15 protein-coding genes and 2 pseudogenes are annotated in these 14,912 nt (G+C 69.9%); 10 read left to right on the forward strand and 7 right to left on the reverse strand.

Features of this window, described 5'->3' with window-relative positions; all coding sequences use genetic code 11:
- Both ACJA3G_RS13130 and ACJA3G_RS13135 read left to right on the forward strand, forming a co-directional pair.
- Window positions 1-412: pseudogene (locus tag ACJA3G_RS13130) on the forward strand (hypothetical protein); the annotation flags it as partial.
- A 96-nt stretch (window positions 413-508) separates the two neighbouring features.
- Window positions 509-2,038 (forward strand): glycosyltransferase family 87 protein, encoded by a 1,530-nt coding sequence (locus ACJA3G_RS13135; RefSeq protein ID WP_406553126.1) that lies wholly within the window; start codon window positions 509-511, stop codon window positions 2,036-2,038.
- A gap of 61 nt (window positions 2,039-2,099) precedes the next feature.
- Here the strand turns inward: ACJA3G_RS13135 and ACJA3G_RS13140 are convergent, their stop codons facing one another.
- From ACJA3G_RS13140 to ACJA3G_RS13150, 3 genes are all read right to left on the reverse strand, one after another.
- Window positions 2,100-3,131, reverse strand: coding sequence for an alanine racemase (locus ACJA3G_RS13140; protein ID WP_406553127.1), 1,032 nt, complete (start codon window positions 3,129-3,131; stop codon window positions 2,100-2,102).
- Window positions 3,132-3,199: 68 nt separating this feature from the next.
- Window positions 3,200-4,318 carry a lipid II:glycine glycyltransferase FemX gene (locus ACJA3G_RS13145; protein WP_406553128.1) on the reverse strand — a complete coding sequence of 373 codons (1,119 nt, stop codon included), beginning with the start codon at window positions 4,316-4,318 and terminating at the stop codon, window positions 3,200-3,202.
- A gap of 123 nt (window positions 4,319-4,441) precedes the next feature.
- Entirely contained in the window at window positions 4,442-4,762 is a 321-nt protein-coding gene (locus tag ACJA3G_RS13150; protein ID WP_406553129.1) for a hypothetical protein, read from the reverse strand.
- A 271-nt stretch (window positions 4,763-5,033) separates the two neighbouring features.
- Here ACJA3G_RS13150 and rpsF point away from each other — a divergent pair, with 271 nt between their 5' ends.
- The 4 genes from rpsF to rplI all read left to right on the forward strand — a co-directional run bounded on the left by rpsF (window position 5,034) and on the right by rplI (window position 6,738).
- Window positions 5,034-5,324 carry a 30S ribosomal protein S6 gene (gene rpsF / locus ACJA3G_RS13155; RefSeq protein WP_067162183.1) on the forward strand — a complete coding sequence of 97 codons (291 nt, stop codon included), beginning with the start codon at window positions 5,034-5,036 and terminating at the stop codon, window positions 5,322-5,324.
- Window positions 5,325-5,399: 75 nt separating this feature from the next.
- Window positions 5,400-5,993: a single-stranded DNA-binding protein gene (locus tag ACJA3G_RS13160; protein ID WP_406553130.1), complete on the forward strand. Its 594-nt coding sequence runs from the start codon at window positions 5,400-5,402 to the stop codon at window positions 5,991-5,993.
- Window positions 5,994-6,036: 43 nt separating this feature from the next.
- Window positions 6,037-6,273: a 30S ribosomal protein S18 gene (gene rpsR, locus ACJA3G_RS13165; RefSeq protein ID WP_005315025.1), complete on the forward strand. Its 237-nt coding sequence runs from the start codon at window positions 6,037-6,039 to the stop codon at window positions 6,271-6,273.
- A gap of 18 nt (window positions 6,274-6,291) precedes the next feature.
- A complete protein-coding gene (rplI, locus tag ACJA3G_RS13170) occupies window positions 6,292-6,738 on the forward strand; it encodes a 50S ribosomal protein L9 (protein WP_067162187.1) in 447 nt (148 codons plus the stop codon).
- Window positions 6,739-6,866: 128 nt separating this feature from the next.
- Here the strand turns inward: rplI and ACJA3G_RS13175 are convergent, their stop codons facing one another.
- Window positions 6,867-8,204, reverse strand: a complete 1,338-nt coding sequence (locus tag ACJA3G_RS13175; protein ID WP_406553131.1) for an MATE family efflux transporter — start codon at window positions 8,202-8,204, stop codon at window positions 6,867-6,869.
- Window positions 8,205-8,645: 441 nt separating this feature from the next.
- On the opposite strand from ACJA3G_RS13175, the gene dnaB reads away from it, so the two are divergent.
- The gene (gene dnaB, locus ACJA3G_RS13180; RefSeq protein WP_406553136.1) at window positions 8,646-10,115 is read left to right on the forward strand and encodes a replicative DNA helicase; all 1,470 of its coding nucleotides are present in this window, start codon (window positions 8,646-8,648) and stop codon (window positions 10,113-10,115) included.
- 157 nt (window positions 10,116-10,272) lie between these two features.
- Window positions 10,273-11,646: a serine hydrolase domain-containing protein gene (locus tag ACJA3G_RS13185; protein WP_406553137.1), complete on the forward strand. Its 1,374-nt coding sequence runs from the start codon at window positions 10,273-10,275 to the stop codon at window positions 11,644-11,646.
- A gap of 81 nt (window positions 11,647-11,727) precedes the next feature.
- Here ACJA3G_RS13185 and ACJA3G_RS13190 read toward each other — a convergent pair whose 3' ends face one another.
- Window positions 11,728-12,180 (reverse strand): GNAT family N-acetyltransferase, encoded by a 453-nt coding sequence (locus ACJA3G_RS13190; RefSeq protein ID WP_406553132.1) that lies wholly within the window; start codon window positions 12,178-12,180, stop codon window positions 11,728-11,730.
- Window positions 12,181-12,220: 40 nt separating this feature from the next.
- Window positions 12,221-12,679, reverse strand: coding sequence for a MarR family winged helix-turn-helix transcriptional regulator (locus ACJA3G_RS13195; RefSeq protein ID WP_406553133.1), 459 nt, complete (start codon window positions 12,677-12,679; stop codon window positions 12,221-12,223).
- 141 nt (window positions 12,680-12,820) lie between these two features.
- Here ACJA3G_RS13195 and ACJA3G_RS13200 point away from each other — a divergent pair, with 141 nt between their 5' ends.
- Both ACJA3G_RS13200 and ACJA3G_RS13205 read left to right on the forward strand, forming a co-directional pair.
- Complete coding sequence (locus ACJA3G_RS13200; protein WP_406553134.1) at window positions 12,821-14,032, forward strand: MFS transporter; 1,212 nt, start codon at window positions 12,821-12,823, stop codon at window positions 14,030-14,032.
- A gap of 62 nt (window positions 14,033-14,094) precedes the next feature.
- A complete protein-coding gene (locus ACJA3G_RS13205; protein ID WP_406553135.1) occupies window positions 14,095-14,517 on the forward strand; it encodes a heme-binding protein in 423 nt (140 codons plus the stop codon).
- A gap of 63 nt (window positions 14,518-14,580) precedes the next feature.
- Here ACJA3G_RS13205 and ACJA3G_RS13210 read toward each other — a convergent pair.
- Window positions 14,581-14,912: pseudogene (locus ACJA3G_RS13210) on the reverse strand (GNAT family N-acetyltransferase); the annotation flags it as partial.

Genomic DNA, 14,912 nt, shown 5'->3' on the forward strand with positions numbered 1-14,912 from the left:
GTCCGTACCCGCGTCGGTGCCCGCGCCCGACCCCGAAGCCCAGCAAGACCTGCGGCAAGTGGGACTGGAACTGCGGCGGCCCGGGTGGCCCCGGCGGCTCGGACGCGGGCACCGACGCGGGTACGGACCAGGGCGCCACCAGCGGGGACATCAGCGGGCCCTCCGGCAGCCCCGTCCGTACCCGCGTCGGTGCCCGCGCCCGACCCCGAAGCCCAGCAAGACCTGCGGCAAGTGGGACTGGAACTGCGGCGGCCCGGGTGGCCCCGGCGGCTCGGACGCGGGCACCGACGCGGGTACGGACCAGGGCGCCACCAGCGGGGACATCAGCGGGCCCTCCGGCAGCCCCTCGCCCAGTAAGTCCAAACCGGGCAGCGGCCCCCAGGGAAGCATCTTCGGGGGACCCAACGGCTAGCGGGCCCGGCGCACGCGGCTGAACACCAGGGGCGATGTTTCACGTGAAACATCGCCCCTCGGCATTTCCACAGAGGTGTACGGCAGGATGTGCGGCATGACGAGCGAGACCAGTGCCCGCGCGTACGAGACCCGGCCGGCGAAGTCCACCGGACCCGTCGTGCGCCCCACGGAGCAGGACGAGGTCGCCGCGGCCGGAGTCGAGGTGCTGGGCGGCCCGATGGGCCGCTGGGCCTCGGGGGCGGGCCACTGGCTGACCCCGGTCCGGGTGATCGCCCTCGTCGCGATCGGGATGTTCGCCCTCGGGATGGCACAGAAGGCCCCCTGCTACGAGTGGGCGTGGTTCCGGGGCGTGAACTCCCAGTACACCCACGCCTGCTACTCCGACATCCCGCACCTCTACGTGGGCCGGGGCTTCGCCGACGGGAAGGTGCCCTACTTCGACCGGCTCTCCGGCGACATGGACTTCCTCGAATACCCGGTGCTGACCGGACTGTTCATGGAGGTCGCCTCCTGGCCGGTGTCATGGATGTCCGGTGGCACCATGCAGCACCGCGAGCAGATGTACTGGATGGTCAACGCGGGGATGCTGATGGCCTGCACGGCCGTCATCGCGGTCTGTGTGGCGCGCACGCACCGCCGCCGCCCCTGGGACGCGTTGCTGGTCGCCCTGGCGCCCGCCTTCGCGCTCACCGCGACGATCAACTGGGACCTCTTCGCCATCGCCCTGACCGCCGCCGCCATGCTGCTGTGGTCCCGCAGCCGCCCTCTTGCCTTCGGCATCCTGATCGGGCTCGCGACGGCCGCCAAGCTCTACCCCGTGCTGCTGCTCGGACCGCTGCTGTTCCTGTGCTGGCGGGCCGGGAAGTGGCGGGAGTACGGGGCGGCCGTGCTCGGAGCGGCGGGCGCCTGGCTGGCGGTGAACGTGCCGGTGATGCTGCTCGCGCCCGAGGGCTGGAAGAAGTTCTACACGTTCAGCCAGGAGCGGTCCGTCGACTTCGGCTCGTTCTGGCTGATCATCTCCCAGCGCACCGGCAAGTCCCTGGACGTCGACATGGTGAACAACCTGGCGACGCTGCTGATGGTGCTCCTGTGCGCGGGCATCGCCGCGCTGACGCTCACCGCGCCCCGCCGTCCGCGCTTCGCCCAGCTCGCCTTCCTGGTCGTCGCCGCGTTCATCCTGACCAACAAGGTCTACTCCCCGCAGTACGTGCTGTGGCTGATCCCGCTGGCCGCGCTGGCCAGGCCCCGCTGGCGCGACTTCCTGATCTGGCAGGCGGGGGAGGTCGTCTACTTCCTCGGCATCTGGACGTACCTCGCGTACACGATGAGCGGCGAGAAGCACCAGGGCCTGCCGCCCGAGGGCTACCAACTGGCCATCGCCGCACATCTGCTGACGACGCTCTACCTCTGCGCGATGATCGTGCGGGACATCCTGATGCCGGAGCGGGACGGCGTACGCCGCGACGGCTCGGACGACCCCTCGGGAGGCGTGCTCGACGGGGCCCGGGACGTGTTCGTCCTGGGGCAGGCGGCCCACCCGCCCCGGCACGCGGCTCCCCTGGTGGAGGGGCCGCGGGTGGAGTGGGGCACGGGCCGGCCGGGTGCCCAGGACGGCTGGACGTGACGCGAAGGGCCCCCGCCGGTGGCGGGGGCCCTTCGTCCTGTCCGGTCGGTGACGCCGGCGCCTAGCGGTCGACCATGCGGTCGAACTGCGTCGTGGTGTGCCGCAGATGGGCCACCAGCTCGTCGCCCACGCGCGGCTCCTGGGAGTCCGAGGGGACGAAGAGGATCGACACCTGCATGTGCGGCGGTTCGGCGAACCAGCGCTGCTTGCCGTCCCAGACGAACGGCGACAGATTGCGGTTGACGGTCGCCAGACCGGCCCGGGCGACGCCCTTGGCACGCGGCATCACCCCGTGGAGCGCCTTGGGGGCCTCCAGGCCGACGCCGTGCGAGGTGCCGCCGGCGACCACGACCAGCCAGCCGTCGGAGGCCGCCTTCTGCTGGCGGTAGCCGAAACGATCCCCCTTCGCGACCCGGGTGACGTCCAGGACGGCACCCCGGTACTCGGTCGCCTCGTGGTCGCCGAGCCACAGCCGGGTGCCGATGCGGGCGCGGAAACGGGTCTGCGGGAACTGCTGCTGCAGCCGCGCCTGCTCCTCGGCCCGCAGATGGCTCACGAACATGGTGTGCAGCGGCAGCCGGGCCGCACGCAGCCGGTCCATCCAGCCGATGACCTCCTCGACGGCGTCGGAGCCGTCGGTGCGGTCGAGCGGGAGGTGCAGGGCGAAGCCCTCCAGGCGTACGTCCTCGATGGCGGAGTGGAGCATGCCGAGCTCCTCCTCCCTGATGCCGTGGCGCTTCATCGAGCTCATGCACTCGATGACCACGCGCGCGCCCACCAGGGCGTGCACCCCGTCCACGGACGACACCGAGCGGATCACGCGGTCCGGCAGCGGCACCGGCTCCTCGCTCCGGCGGAACGGCGTGAGCACCAGCAGGTCGCCGCCGAACCAGTCCTTGATACGGGCCGCCTCATAGGTGGTGCCGACCGCCAGGACGTCCGAGCCGAAGCGGTTCACCTCCTCGGCCAGGCGCTCGTGGCCGAAGCCGTAGCCGTTGCCCTTGCAGACCGGGACGATGCCCGGGAACTGGTCGACCACGGACTTCTGGTGCGCCCGCCAGCGCGCGGTGTCGACGTACAGGGAGAGCGCCATGGCCGGATCCGGGACCTTTCTGGTGGCTGCGGTGTGTCAGAGGTATGAGTTACGAGACTACGCACCCATCAGCGCCTCGACATGTAGATGTCGAGCGCCTTGTGCAGCAGCTTGTTCAGCGGGAAGTCCCACTCGCCGACGTACTCGACGGCCTCGCCGCCGGTGCCGACCTTGAACTGGATGAGACCGAAGAGGTGGTCGGTCTCGTCGAGCGAGTCGGAGATGCCGCGCAGGTCGTAGACGGTCGCGCCCATGGCGTACGCGTCGCGCAGCATCCGCCACTGCATCGCGTTCGAGGGCCGGACCTCACGGCCGATGTTGTCGGAGGCGCCGTAGGAGTACCAGACGTGGCCGCCCACGACGAGCATCGTCGCCGCCGAAAGGTTCACACCGTTGTGGCGCGCGAAGTAGAGCCGCATCCGGTTGGGGTCCTCGTTGTTGAGGACCGTCCACATGCGCTGGAAGTACGAGAGCGGGCGCGGCCGGAAGTGGTCGCGGACAGCGGTGATCTCGTACAGGCGCTGCCACTCGGCCAGGTCCTCGTAGCCGCCCTGGACGACCTCGACGCCCGCCTTCTCGGCCTTCTTGATGTTGCGGCGCCACAGCTGGTTGAAGCCCTTGAGGACGTCGTCCAGCGAACGGTTGGCCAGCGGCACCTGGAAGACGTAGCGCGGCTGCACATCGCCGAAGCCGGCGCCGCCGTCCTCGCCCTGCTGCCAGCCCATCTTCCGCAGCCGGTCCGCGACTTCGAAGGCGCGCGGCTCGATGTGGGTGGCCTCGACATCACGCAGACGCTTGACGTCCGGGTCCTGGATGCCGGACTTGATGGCGGCCGAGTCCCAGCGCCGGATGACGACCGGCGGCCCCATCTTCACCGAGAACGCGCCCTGGTTCTTGAGGTGCGCCAGCATCGGCTGCAGCCACTCGTCGAGGTTCGGCGCGTACCAGTTGATGACCGGGCCCTCGGGCAGATACGCGAGGTACCGCTTGATCTTCGGCAGCTGGCGGTAGAGGACCAGGCCGGCGCCGACCATCTGGCCCGTCTTGTCGAACCAGCCAAGGTTCTCCGAACGCCACTCGGTCTTCACATCAGCCCACGCCGGGACCTGGCAGTGGCTCGCCGCGGGCAGGCTCTGGATGTACGCCAGATGCTGCTCTCGGCTGATGGTCCTCAGGGTCAGGCTCATGCGGGGCGCTCCTCGGCAGGTGTGTCCCCATGGGTACAGGGGCTCCGGCTCTCGCGCCGAAGCCTACTGCGCCCGGGGAGCGCCCCGGATGGCTGTACGGCCCTGGGTGGGTGCGTGGTGTCCTCAGCCGCCGACGACACCGCCGAAGAGGCCGCCGTGGGCCATGCCGAGGAAGAAGCCCACGGCGGAGGCGCCGAGCCCGAGGATCAGCAGGAACCGCTCGCGGGTCGTCACCGAGATGAACTGTCCGTACGCGCCCGTGAGGATCCCCACCAGGCCCGCCCAGGAGCTGAGCAGGTGCAGGTTGTGGAAGAACGCCGTGGTGAAGGCCAGCGCGCCGAGCACGACGGTCACCGCCATGAAGGCGTCCTGAAGGGGATGGGGCTTGCCGTCGGTGGCGAAGAGGGAGACGACGGACGAGTTCGATCGCATTGCCTGTGCCATGAGGCACCTCCTGGCGGAAGCGGAGCGCGGCGAAGGGTAGCGCCGCGCACACCCGATGTGTACAGATTGCGGCCCCTGACCGCCGGATTTCAACCGGAAGCCTGTGTGCAGGTACTCTGTACGGTCTGCACCGGTGTCTGCCCTGGCCAGGACGCGGTCCCCCTCTCTCGGAGCGGGATTGTCAGTGGCGGCGGATACCGTTGTTCACGCATCACGACCCTCCTGCCACGGAACGACCGTGGCCGCTGAGTCCAAAGGAGGTGGGTTTTACATGCGTCACTACGAGGTGATGGTCATCCTCGACCCCGATCTGGAGGAGCGCGCTGTCTCCCCCCTGATCGAGAACTTCCTCTCCGTCGTCCGTGAGGGCAACGGAAAGGTCGAGAAGGTCGACACCTGGGGCCGTCGTCGTCTCTCCTACGAGATCAAGAAGAAGCCCGAGGGCATCTACACGGTCATCGACCTCCAGGCCGAGCCTGCGGTCGTCAAGGAGCTCGACCGTCAGATGAACCTGAACGAGTCGGTCCTCCGGACCAAGGTCCTCCGCCCCGAGACCCACTGAGCTTCCGCTCAGAAGTCATCGGGTTCCGAGTAGCAACACAGCAGCCAGCAGCAATCCCCGCCGAGAGGTTCACCCATGGCAGGCGAGACCGTCATCACGGTCGTCGGCAATCTCGTCGACGACCCCGAGCTGCGCTTCACCCCGTCCGGTGCGGCCGTCGCGAAGTTCCGTGTCGCGTCGACTCCCCGCACCTTCGACCGTCAGACCAATGAGTGGAAGGACGGCGAAAGCCTCTTCCTGACCTGCTCGGTCTGGCGTCAGGCGGCGGAGAACGTCGCCGAGTCGCTTCAGCGAGGCATGCGCGTCATCGTGCAGGGCCGGCTGAAGCAGCGGTCCTACGAGGACCGCGAGGGCGTCAAGCGCACGGTCTACGAGCTGGACGTCGAGGAAGTCGGCCCCAGCCTCAAGAGCGCCACGGCCAAGGTCACCAAGACCACCGGCCGAGGCGGCCAGGGTGGTTACGGCGGCGGTGGCGGCCAGCAGCAGGGCGGCGGCAACTGGGGTGGAGCCCCCAGTGGTGGCCCGCAGGGCGGCGGCGCTCCCGCCGACGACCCCTGGGCCTCCAGCACGCCGGCCGCGGGCGGCCAGCAGCAGGGTGGCGGCGGTGGCGGCTGGGGCGGAAGCTCCGGCAGCTCCGGCGGCGGCTACTCGGACGAGCCGCCCTTCTAGGGCAGCCCGTATCCCCACTTCTTGATCACACAGGAGAAACACCATGGCGAAGCCGCCTGTGCGCAAGCCTAAGAAGAAGGTCTGCGCTTTCTGCAAGGACAAGACCGCTTACGTGGACTACAAGGACACGAACATGCTGCGGAAGTTCATTTCCGACCGCGGCAAGATCCGTGCCCGCCGCGTGACCGGCAACTGCACGCAGCACCAGCGTGACGTCGCCACGGCCGTCAAGAACAGCCGTGAGATGGCGCTGCTGCCCTACACGTCCACCGCGCGATAAGGGAAGGGTGACCGAAAAATGAAGATCATCCTCACCCACGAGGTCTCTGGCCTCGGTGCCGCCGGCGATGTCGTCGACGTCAAGGACGGCTACGCTCGCAACTACCTGGTCCCGCGTGGTTTCGCGATCCGCTGGACCAAGGGCGGCGAGAAGGACGTCGAGCAGATCCGTCGTGCTCGCAAGATCCACGAGATCGCCACCATCGAGCAGGCCAATGAGATCAAGGCCCGCCTCGAAGGCGTGAAGGTGCGTCTGGCCGTTCGCTCCGGCGACGCCGGCCGTCTCTTCGGCTCCGTCACCCAGGCCGACGTCGCTGCGGCGATCAAGGCTGCCGGTGGTCCGGACGTGGACAAGCGTCGCGTCGAGCTCGGCTCGCCGATCAAGACCCTGGGCGCGCACCAGGTGTCCGTGCGTCTGCACGCCGAGGTTGCCGCGAAGGTTGGCGTCGAGGTCGTCGCCGCCTAAGGGCATCGCTCAGCAGAGCATAAGAAGGGCCGCACCCTCCGGGGTGCGGCCCTTCGCCGTTGCCGCCGGGTGGACGTTTCACGTGAAACATCGCCCCGCTGCCTCGCCCGGCCGGTCGGCGGACGCCTTCAGCGCGTCGCGCCCGTCACCAGCCAGCGCCCCGAGCGGGCGCGGAGCCAGAGCGTCAGCATGCGGACGGACATCATCAGGGCCATCGCCCACCACAGGGCGGTGAGCCCGCCGCCGAGCGCCGGGACCAGCAGGGCCACCGGGGCGAAGCAGACGAGCGTCAGCAGCATCGCCCACGCCAGATAGCGGCCGTCGCCCGCGCCCATGAGCACTCCGTCGAGGACGAAGACGACCCCCGAGACCGGCTGGGAGAGGGCGACCACGAGGAGAGCGGGCAGCAGGGTGTCCCGGACCGTGTGGTCGCCGGTGAAGAGCGGGATGAACAGCGGCCGGGCCACGGCCACCAGCAGACCGAGCACCAGCCCGGCGGCGACGCCCCACTCGACCATGCGCCGGCACGCCTGGCGGGCGCCCTCGGCGTCCTCGGCGCCCAGATAGCGACCGATGATGGCCTGCCCGGCGATGGCGATCGCGTCGAGGGCGAAGGCCAGCAGACTCCACAGCGACAGGATGATCTGGTGGGCGGCGATCTCGGCGTCGCCCAGACGTGCGGCCACGGCGGTGGCGATCATCAGGACGGCTCGCAGCGAGAGCGTACGCACCAGCAGCGGAACGCCCGCCTGGGCGCTGGCACGGATGCCCGCCACGTCCGGGCGCAACGAGGCGCCGTACCGTCGGGCCCCTCGTACGACGACGCAGAGGTAGACCGCGGCCATCGCGAACTGGGCGATCACGGTGCCCCAGGCGGAGCCGGCGATCCCCAGGCCCGCCCCGTAGACGAGCCCGACGTTCAGAGCCGCGTTCAGGGCGAAGCCGCCGATGGCCACGGAGAGCGGCGTCCGGGTGTCCTGGAGGCCGCGCAGTATGCCGGTGGCCGCGAGCACCATGAGCATGGCGGGGATACCGAGCGAGGAGATGCGCAGATAGGTGACGGCGTAGGGGGCTGCGGTGTCGGAGGCGCCGAAGAGGTCGATGAACCAGGGGGCCACGGGCAGGACGACGGCGATGACGGCGGCGCCGAGCAGCAGGGCGAGCCAGACGCCGTCCATGCCCTGGCGGATGGCGGCCGGCAGGTCTCCGGCCCCGACGCGGCGCGCGACGGCGGCGGTGGTGGCGTAGGCGAGGAAGACGAAGACGCTCACGGCGGTGGTGAGGAGTGCCGCGGCGATGCCCAGACCGGCCAGTTGCGGGGTGCCGAGGTGGCCGACGATCGCGCTGTCGGCCATGACGAAGAGCGGCTCGGCGACCAGGGCGCCGAAGGCGGGGACGGCGAGCGAGACGATCTCGCGGTCGTGTCGGCGCCGGATGTTCCCGGGTCCCACGGGGGCCTGTGTCATGAACTCAATCTAATCTTCCACAGGTAAGAGATGCAATGCATTAGTGATCCTTACCATGGAACCGGAGTGCGGTTCGGCTGTGCGCCGTTTGTCGTGATCTTGGGCCAGCCGGGAAAGTTTTTCTCCCCCACAGCCGGTGGATGGAAAAACTGCAGGTCAAGCCGGTGGTGACGGGGTGGCTATGACTTTGTCCACAGTGCTGTCCCCCGGTCCGTGCACAGGTTCTGCGGGGTTCTCCACAGCATCTGGTCCGTCGTCCACATGGCCTGTGGATAACCAGATTGGCTGAAGGTGCCGACGGGCCTAACGTGGACCGGCGCCCGACGCGCCGGAACCGGAGTCGGGCTTCTCGTTTTGTCAGTGCCGTGCCGTAGAAAGAGTGGCACGGCTAGGTCCGCGGAGCGGACGGGAGGAGGTGGCCCGGTGAGCATTCCCGAGCCCTTGGACGACCCCTGGGCCGACAGCGGTCCGGGTGACCGTCTGCCCGTCTCCCGCCCCCGCCGCGCCGAGGGACGGGGCCGTGGCCGCGACGACCAGCACGACCGGGGACGCGAGAGCGAGTCCTGGGACGACGGCGGTTCGTCCGGCTTCGAGCGGGTCCCCCCGCAGGACATCGACGCCGAGCAGTCCGTTCTCGGCGGCATGCTGCTCTCCAAGGACGCCATCGCGGACGTCGTGGAGATCATCAAGGGCCATGACTTCTACCGGCCGGCCCACGAGACCGTCTACACGGCGATCCTCGACCTGTACGCGAAGGGTGAGCCGGCCGACCCGATCACCGTGGCGGCCGAGCTGGTCAAGCGGGGCGAGATCACCCGCGTCGGCGGTGCCTCGTATCTGCACACCCTGGTCCAGTCGGTCCCGACCGCGGCCAACGCCTCGTACTACGCGGAGATCGTCCACGAGCGGGCGGTGCTCCGCCGGCTCGTCGAGGCGGGCACCAAGATCACGCAGATGGGATACGCGGCGGACGGCGACGTCGACGAGATCGTCAACTCCGCCCAGGCCGAGATCTACGCCGTCACCGAGCAGCGCACCAGCGAGGACTACCTCCCGCTCGGCGACATCATGGAGGGCGCGCTCGACGAGATCGAGGCGATCGGCTCCCGCAGCGGCGAGATGACCGGTGTGCCGACCGGCTTCACCGACTTCGACTCGCTCACCAACGGTCTGCACCCGGGCCAGATGATCGTCATCGCGGCCCGTCCCGCCATGGGTAAGTCCACGCTGGCGCTGGACTTCGCCAGGGCGTGCTCGATCAAGCACAACCTGCCCAGCGTGATCTTCTCCCTCGAAATGGGCCGCAACGAGATCGCGATGCGCCTGTTGTCGGCCGAGGCCCGGGTCGCGCTGCACCACATGCGCTCCGGCACCATGACCGACGAGGACTGGACCCGCCTCGCCCGCCGGATGCCGGACGTCTCCCAGGCCCCGCTGTACATCGACGACTCCCCGAACCTGTCGATGATGGAGATCCGGGCCAAGTGCCGTCGGCTCAAGCAGCGCAACGACCTCAAGCTCGTCGTCATCGACTACCTCCAGCTGATGCAGTCCGGTGGCTCCAAGCGCGCCGAGAGCCGCCAGCAGGAGGTCTCGGACATGTCCCGTAACCTCAAGCTGCTCGCCAAGGAGCTGGAGCTCCCGGTCATCGCGCTCTCGCAGCTGAACCGTGGCCCCGAGCAGCGTACGGACAAGAAGCCGATGGTCTCCGACCTCCGTGAGTCCGGTTCCATCGAGCAGGACGCGGACATGGTCATCCTGTTGCACCGTGAGGACGCGTACGAGAAGGAGTCCCCGCGCGCGGGCGAGGCGGACCTGATCGTGGCCAAGCACCGTAACGGCCCGACGGCGACGATCACGGTGGCCTTCCAGGGCCATTACTCGCGCTTCGTGGACATGGCACAGACCTGATCCGGGCCGGCTCCAGGCTCCCCAAGGCCGTGAGTCCATCGCGGCGCGTCGGGACTAGCAGGGACCACGGGGCCGGTGAAAACCGGTCGACGGCTGTGGAGTGCGGGGATAGACCTTGGGCATGACGTCATCCCCGCATCTGCCGAGCACCCCGCCCATGACCACGGCCCCGGCCGGTCTTCTGCCCAGTACCGAACGCGCGCTGATCCACCGGCTCGCCGTCGCCCAGTCCGAGGGGCGGCTTCCCTCGCTGGTCGCCGCCGTGGTGCGGGAGGGCCGGATCGTCTGGACGGGGTCGCGTACCTCGGTCGAAGGCCATGGGCCCGACGCCGACGTCCAGTACCGCATCGGCTCGATCACCAAGACCTTCACCGCCGTGCTGGTCATGCGACTGCGGGACGAGGGGCTGCTGGACCTCGGTGACCCGCTGGAGAAGCATCTGCCCGGCACCGGAGTCGGCGAGGTGACCATCGCCCAACTCCTCGCCCACAGTGCCGGATTGGCGGCCGAGACGCCCGGCCTCTGGTGGGAGCGGAGTTCGGCCGCGCTGCGTCCGGAACTCTCGGACGTGCTGGGGGAGAGCCCGCTGCTGCATCCGGTGGGCAGGCTGCACCACTACTCCAACCCGGGTTACACGCTGCTCGGTTCGCTGATCGAGACCGTGCGGGAAGTGTCCTGGGCAGAGGCGCTCCAGAGCGAGATCCTCGATCCACTGGGGCTGACCAGGACGAGCACCCAGCCGGTGGCCCCGCACGCGGGTGGCTGGGCCGTGCACCCCTGGGCCGACGCCCTGCTTCCCGAGCCCTCCGAGGACCTGGGGCTCATGGCTCCGGCGGGCCAGCTCTGGTCGACGGCAGCGGACCTCTGCCGCTTCGCCGCGTTCCTCGCCGAGGGAGACGACCGGGTGCTGAGCGCCGCGAGCGTACGGGAGATGCGGACGCCGTCGGCTCCGCCCGAGGCGGGGGACTGGCAGGGCGGATACGGACTGGGCGTCCAGTTGAGCCGCCAGGACCGCCGCACCCTCGCCGGGCACACCGGCTCGTTGCCGGGGTTCGTCGCCGGGCTGTGGATCAGCGTGGAGGACGGTGTCGGTGCGGTCGCGCTCACCAACTCCACTTCGGGGACAGCCCCGACGGTCGCCGCCGACCTCATCCGGATCGTCGTCGAGGCCGAACCGAAGCTCCCCGCGCCGTGGCGGCCCCTGTCCGAGGTCGATCCGGCTCTGCTGGAGCTCACCGGCCCCTGGTACTGGGGGACGTACACCTACGGCCTGCGCTTGAACGCCGACGGCACGGTCGCGCTGGAGCCGCTGCGCGGAAACGGTCGCGCGGCCCGGTTCGCGGCCCGGGCGGACGGCAGCTGGGTCGGCCTCAACGGCTATTACCGAGGCGAGACCCTGCGAGCCGTCCGTCGACCGGACGGCTCGGTGAGCCATCTCGACCTCGGCTCTTTCGTCTTCACGCGCGAGCCGTACGGGCCGGGCGAGGCGGTTCCGGGAGGCGTCGACCCCGAGGGCTGGCGCGGGGTCTGATGTTTCACGTGAAACACGCCTCCTGTTTCACGTGAAACATCCCCGCGGCCCCCAGGTACCCGTGCAAATAAAGCCCGGGGGTCAGAGGGCCTTCTTGAACCCCAGATGGGACGCCTCGAAGCCCAGCCGCTCATAGAAGCGGTGGGCGTCGATCCGTGTGGCGTCCGACGTGAGCTGGACCAACTGGCAGACCAGGCGCCCGGACTCCTCGACGGCCCACTCGATGAGCCGGGTGCCGAGGCCGCCGCCGCGCTCATCGGCGTGGACGCGTACGCCCTCGATGATCGAACGGGTCGCTCCGCGCCGGGAGAGCCCCGGGACGACGGTCAGCTGGAGTGTGCCGACGACCCGGTCGTCGCGGACGGCCACGACCAGGTGCTGGTTGGGGTCTTCGGCCAGTCGCTCGAAGGCGGCCAGATACGGCGTCAGGTCGCCCGGCGACTCCCGCTGGGCCCCCAGCGGGTCATCGGCGAGCATCGCCACGATCGCCGGGATGTCCTGGGCCGTCGCAGGCCTTATCTCAAGATCGCTCATGGCCCGGAGACTACGCCGGGACGGACCGCCCCGGGGAGGGCTACACCGGGACGCGGAGCTCCTCGACGGCCCTGACCAGGGGTGCGAGCTCCGGGTTCCGGGCGGCTTCGTCGAGTGCCTCGCGCAGGGCGCGGTCGTTGGTGGGCCGGGCCGCCGCGAGCAGCTCCTGGCCGGCCTCCGTGACGTCCGTGTAGATCCCACGCCGGTCGGTGTCGCAGAGATAGCGGGTCAGCAGCCCCCGGTCCTCCAGACGCGTGACCAGCCGGGTGGTGGCGGACTGGCTGAGGACGACGGCGTCGGCGACCTGCTTCATCTGCAGATGGCCGCCCGGCCCGCTGTGCTGGCGACTGAGCACGTCCAGCAGCGAGTACTCGCGCACGCTCAGCTCGTGCCCCGACTGCAGGGCCCGCTCGATATGGGCCTCGATCCTGCCGTGCAGCAGCGAGAGGGCGCACCAGCCCTGGGAGAGGGCGGTGAGTGCGGGGTCCGTCGCGGTCATGCGTCTGTCCTCCGTCCGGAGCGGCTTGACACCAGGATAGGCCACGAACGCAATAGCCCGCGTTTGCAATTAACCAGCGTCTGCAATTATTGTGAACGCTCGTAAGGCGCTCGTGCAATCTCCTGGAAGGGTAAGACTCCCATGCCACTCGCGCTCCTAGCCCTGGCCATCGGGGCGTTCGGTATCGGCACCACCGAATTCGTGATCATGGGGCTGCTCCCGGAGGTGGCCGACACCTTCGACGTGACCATCCCCATGGCCGGCTACCTGGTGACCGGCTACGCGCTGGGCGTGGTCCTCGGCGCCCCGCTGATGACCGTGCTGGGCACCCGGATCTCCCGCAAGCGCATGCTGATGCTGCTGATGGGCTTCTTCATCGTCGGCAACGTGCTCTCCGCCGTCGCCCCCGTCTTCGGGCTGATGCTGGCCGGGCGGATCGTCGCCTCTCTGGCGCACGGCGCGTTCTTCGGTATCGGCTCGGTCGTCGCGGCCGATCTGGTCGCCCCGGAGAAGAAGGCCGGGGCCATCGCGATGATGTTCACCGGGCTGACCGTCGCCAATGTCATCGGCGTCCCGCTGGGCACCCTGGTGGGCCAGCAGATCGGCTGGCGCACCACGTTCTTCATCGTGGCCGCGCTCGGGGTCGTCGGACTCCTGGGCGTCGCCAAGCTCGTCCCCGACATGCCGAAGGCCGAAGGTGTCCGGCTGCGCCACGAGATCGCCGCGTTCCGCAACGTCCAGGTCCTGCTCGCCATGGCGATGACCGTGCTCGGCTTCGGCGGCGTCTTCGCCGCGATCACCTACATCACGCCGATGATGACCCATGTCACCGGGTACGCCGACGGCTCCGTCACCTGGCTGCTCGTCCTCTTCGGCCTCGGCATGGTCGCCGGCAACCTGATCGGCGGACGGTTCGCCGACCGGGCCCTGATGCCGATGCTCTACGCGTCGCTCAGCGGCCTGGCCGTCGTGCTGGCCTTGTTCACCCTCACCGCCCATGACAAGGCCGCTTCGGCTGTCACCGTCTTCCTGATCGGCGCGCTCGGCTTCGCGACCGTACCGCCGCTGCAGAAGCGGGTGCTCGACCAGGCCGCGGGCGCCCCCACCCTCGCCTCCGCCATGAACATCGGCGCCTTCAACCTCGGCAACGCGCTCTCCGCCTGGCTCGGCGGGCTCGTGATCGCCGCCGGGCTCGGCTACACCGCCCCGAACTGGGTCGGCGCCGCGCTCGCCGCCTCGGCGCTCGTCCTCGCCCTCGTCTCCAGCGCGCTGGAACGCTGGGCGCGGACCGGCGGCCGGATCGTCACGGGCAGCGCGCCCGAGCCGGCCCGCGCCACCACGGCGCACCACTGACCACCCCCGCCGCACCCGGTCCCCCTAACCGGCCGCTCTACCGCACCAAGGAGTCACCTCTCATGAGCACCACCACCGCCGTCGCCCCGCTCACCATCCAGGACGCCGAAGCCCTCGTGGAGGCGGCCCGCGCCGCCGCCGAGGAGGCCGGGGCCACCGTCGCTGTCACCGTCCTGGACGCGGGCGGCCATCTGCTGGCCTTCCGCCGCGACGACCGCGCCGTACTGATCGCCGGTGAGACCAGCACTCGCAAGGCGTACACCGCCCTCCAGCTCGGCACCGCGACCGCCGACCTGGTCGACGCGGTCCAGCCGGGTGGGCTCTTCCACACCCTGCCCACCGCGCTCGACCGGCCGCTGCTCTTCATCGCGGGCGGTGTCCCCGTCCACCGTGACGGCCGCCTGATCGGGGCGGTCGGTGTGGGCGGCGGATCCCCCGAGCAGGACCACGGCTTCGCCACCCACGCCGTCCAGGGGCTCGGCTGAGCACCTGGCGGTCCCACCGCCGTACGGCACGAGCGCAGGGCTCCGCCGTGCGGCGAACCGGCCTCAGCCCGCGGCGACCGTCAGCGGAGCGAAGCGGCGGGTCCAGTCGCCGGGCAGACCGGGGATGCCACGGGTCATGATCGCGTTGAAGAAGGGGACCGGCTCCAGCCCGTTCGCCTTCAGCCAGTCGAGCAGCTCCTCGTGGCGTACGTCGACATCCGTGCGCAGCGGGCGGTCCGTGCCCGCGGCGAGCGAGGCGACCAGGGCCTTCGCGGTCTCGGTGTCACGGGCCACCAGGGGGCCCACGACGTGCGTCTCCATGTTCGGCCAGACCGCCGCATAGCCGATGAGGCCCCGGGAGTCCTCGGCGACCCGCAGCTGGTCCGCGAAGGCCC

Origin of the sequence: Streptomyces sp. YS-3, from assembly GCF_045257485.1 — a bacterium.
GTDB lineage: Bacteria > Actinomycetota > Actinomycetes > Streptomycetales > Streptomycetaceae > Streptomyces.

Coding starts and splice junctions, on each gene's coding strand:
- ACJA3G_RS13135 (WP_406553126.1), top strand. CDS start 509: ATGACGAGCGAGACCAGTGCCCGCGCGTACGAGACCCGGCCGGCGAAG.
- ACJA3G_RS13140 (WP_406553127.1), bottom strand. CDS start 3,131: ATGGCGCTCTCCCTGTACGTCGACACCGCGCGCTGGCGGGCGCACCAG.
- ACJA3G_RS13145 (WP_406553128.1), bottom strand. CDS start 4,318: ATGAGCCTGACCCTGAGGACCATCAGCCGAGAGCAGCATCTGGCGTAC.
- ACJA3G_RS13150 (WP_406553129.1), bottom strand. CDS start 4,762: ATGGCACAGGCAATGCGATCGAACTCGTCCGTCGTCTCCCTCTTCGCC.
- rpsF (WP_067162183.1), top strand. CDS start 5,034: ATGCGTCACTACGAGGTGATGGTCATCCTCGACCCCGATCTGGAGGAG.
- ACJA3G_RS13160 (WP_406553130.1), top strand. CDS start 5,400: ATGGCAGGCGAGACCGTCATCACGGTCGTCGGCAATCTCGTCGACGAC.
- rpsR (WP_005315025.1), top strand. CDS start 6,037: ATGGCGAAGCCGCCTGTGCGCAAGCCTAAGAAGAAGGTCTGCGCTTTC.
- rplI (WP_067162187.1), top strand. CDS start 6,292: ATGAAGATCATCCTCACCCACGAGGTCTCTGGCCTCGGTGCCGCCGGC.
- ACJA3G_RS13175 (WP_406553131.1), bottom strand. CDS start 8,204: ATGACACAGGCCCCCGTGGGACCCGGGAACATCCGGCGCCGACACGAC.
- ACJA3G_RS13185 (WP_406553137.1), top strand. CDS start 10,273: ATGACCACGGCCCCGGCCGGTCTTCTGCCCAGTACCGAACGCGCGCTG.
- ACJA3G_RS13190 (WP_406553132.1), bottom strand. CDS start 12,180: ATGAGCGATCTTGAGATAAGGCCTGCGACGGCCCAGGACATCCCGGCG.
- ACJA3G_RS13195 (WP_406553133.1), bottom strand. CDS start 12,679: ATGACCGCGACGGACCCCGCACTCACCGCCCTCTCCCAGGGCTGGTGC.
- ACJA3G_RS13200 (WP_406553134.1), top strand. CDS start 12,821: ATGCCACTCGCGCTCCTAGCCCTGGCCATCGGGGCGTTCGGTATCGGC.
- ACJA3G_RS13205 (WP_406553135.1), top strand. CDS start 14,095: ATGAGCACCACCACCGCCGTCGCCCCGCTCACCATCCAGGACGCCGAA.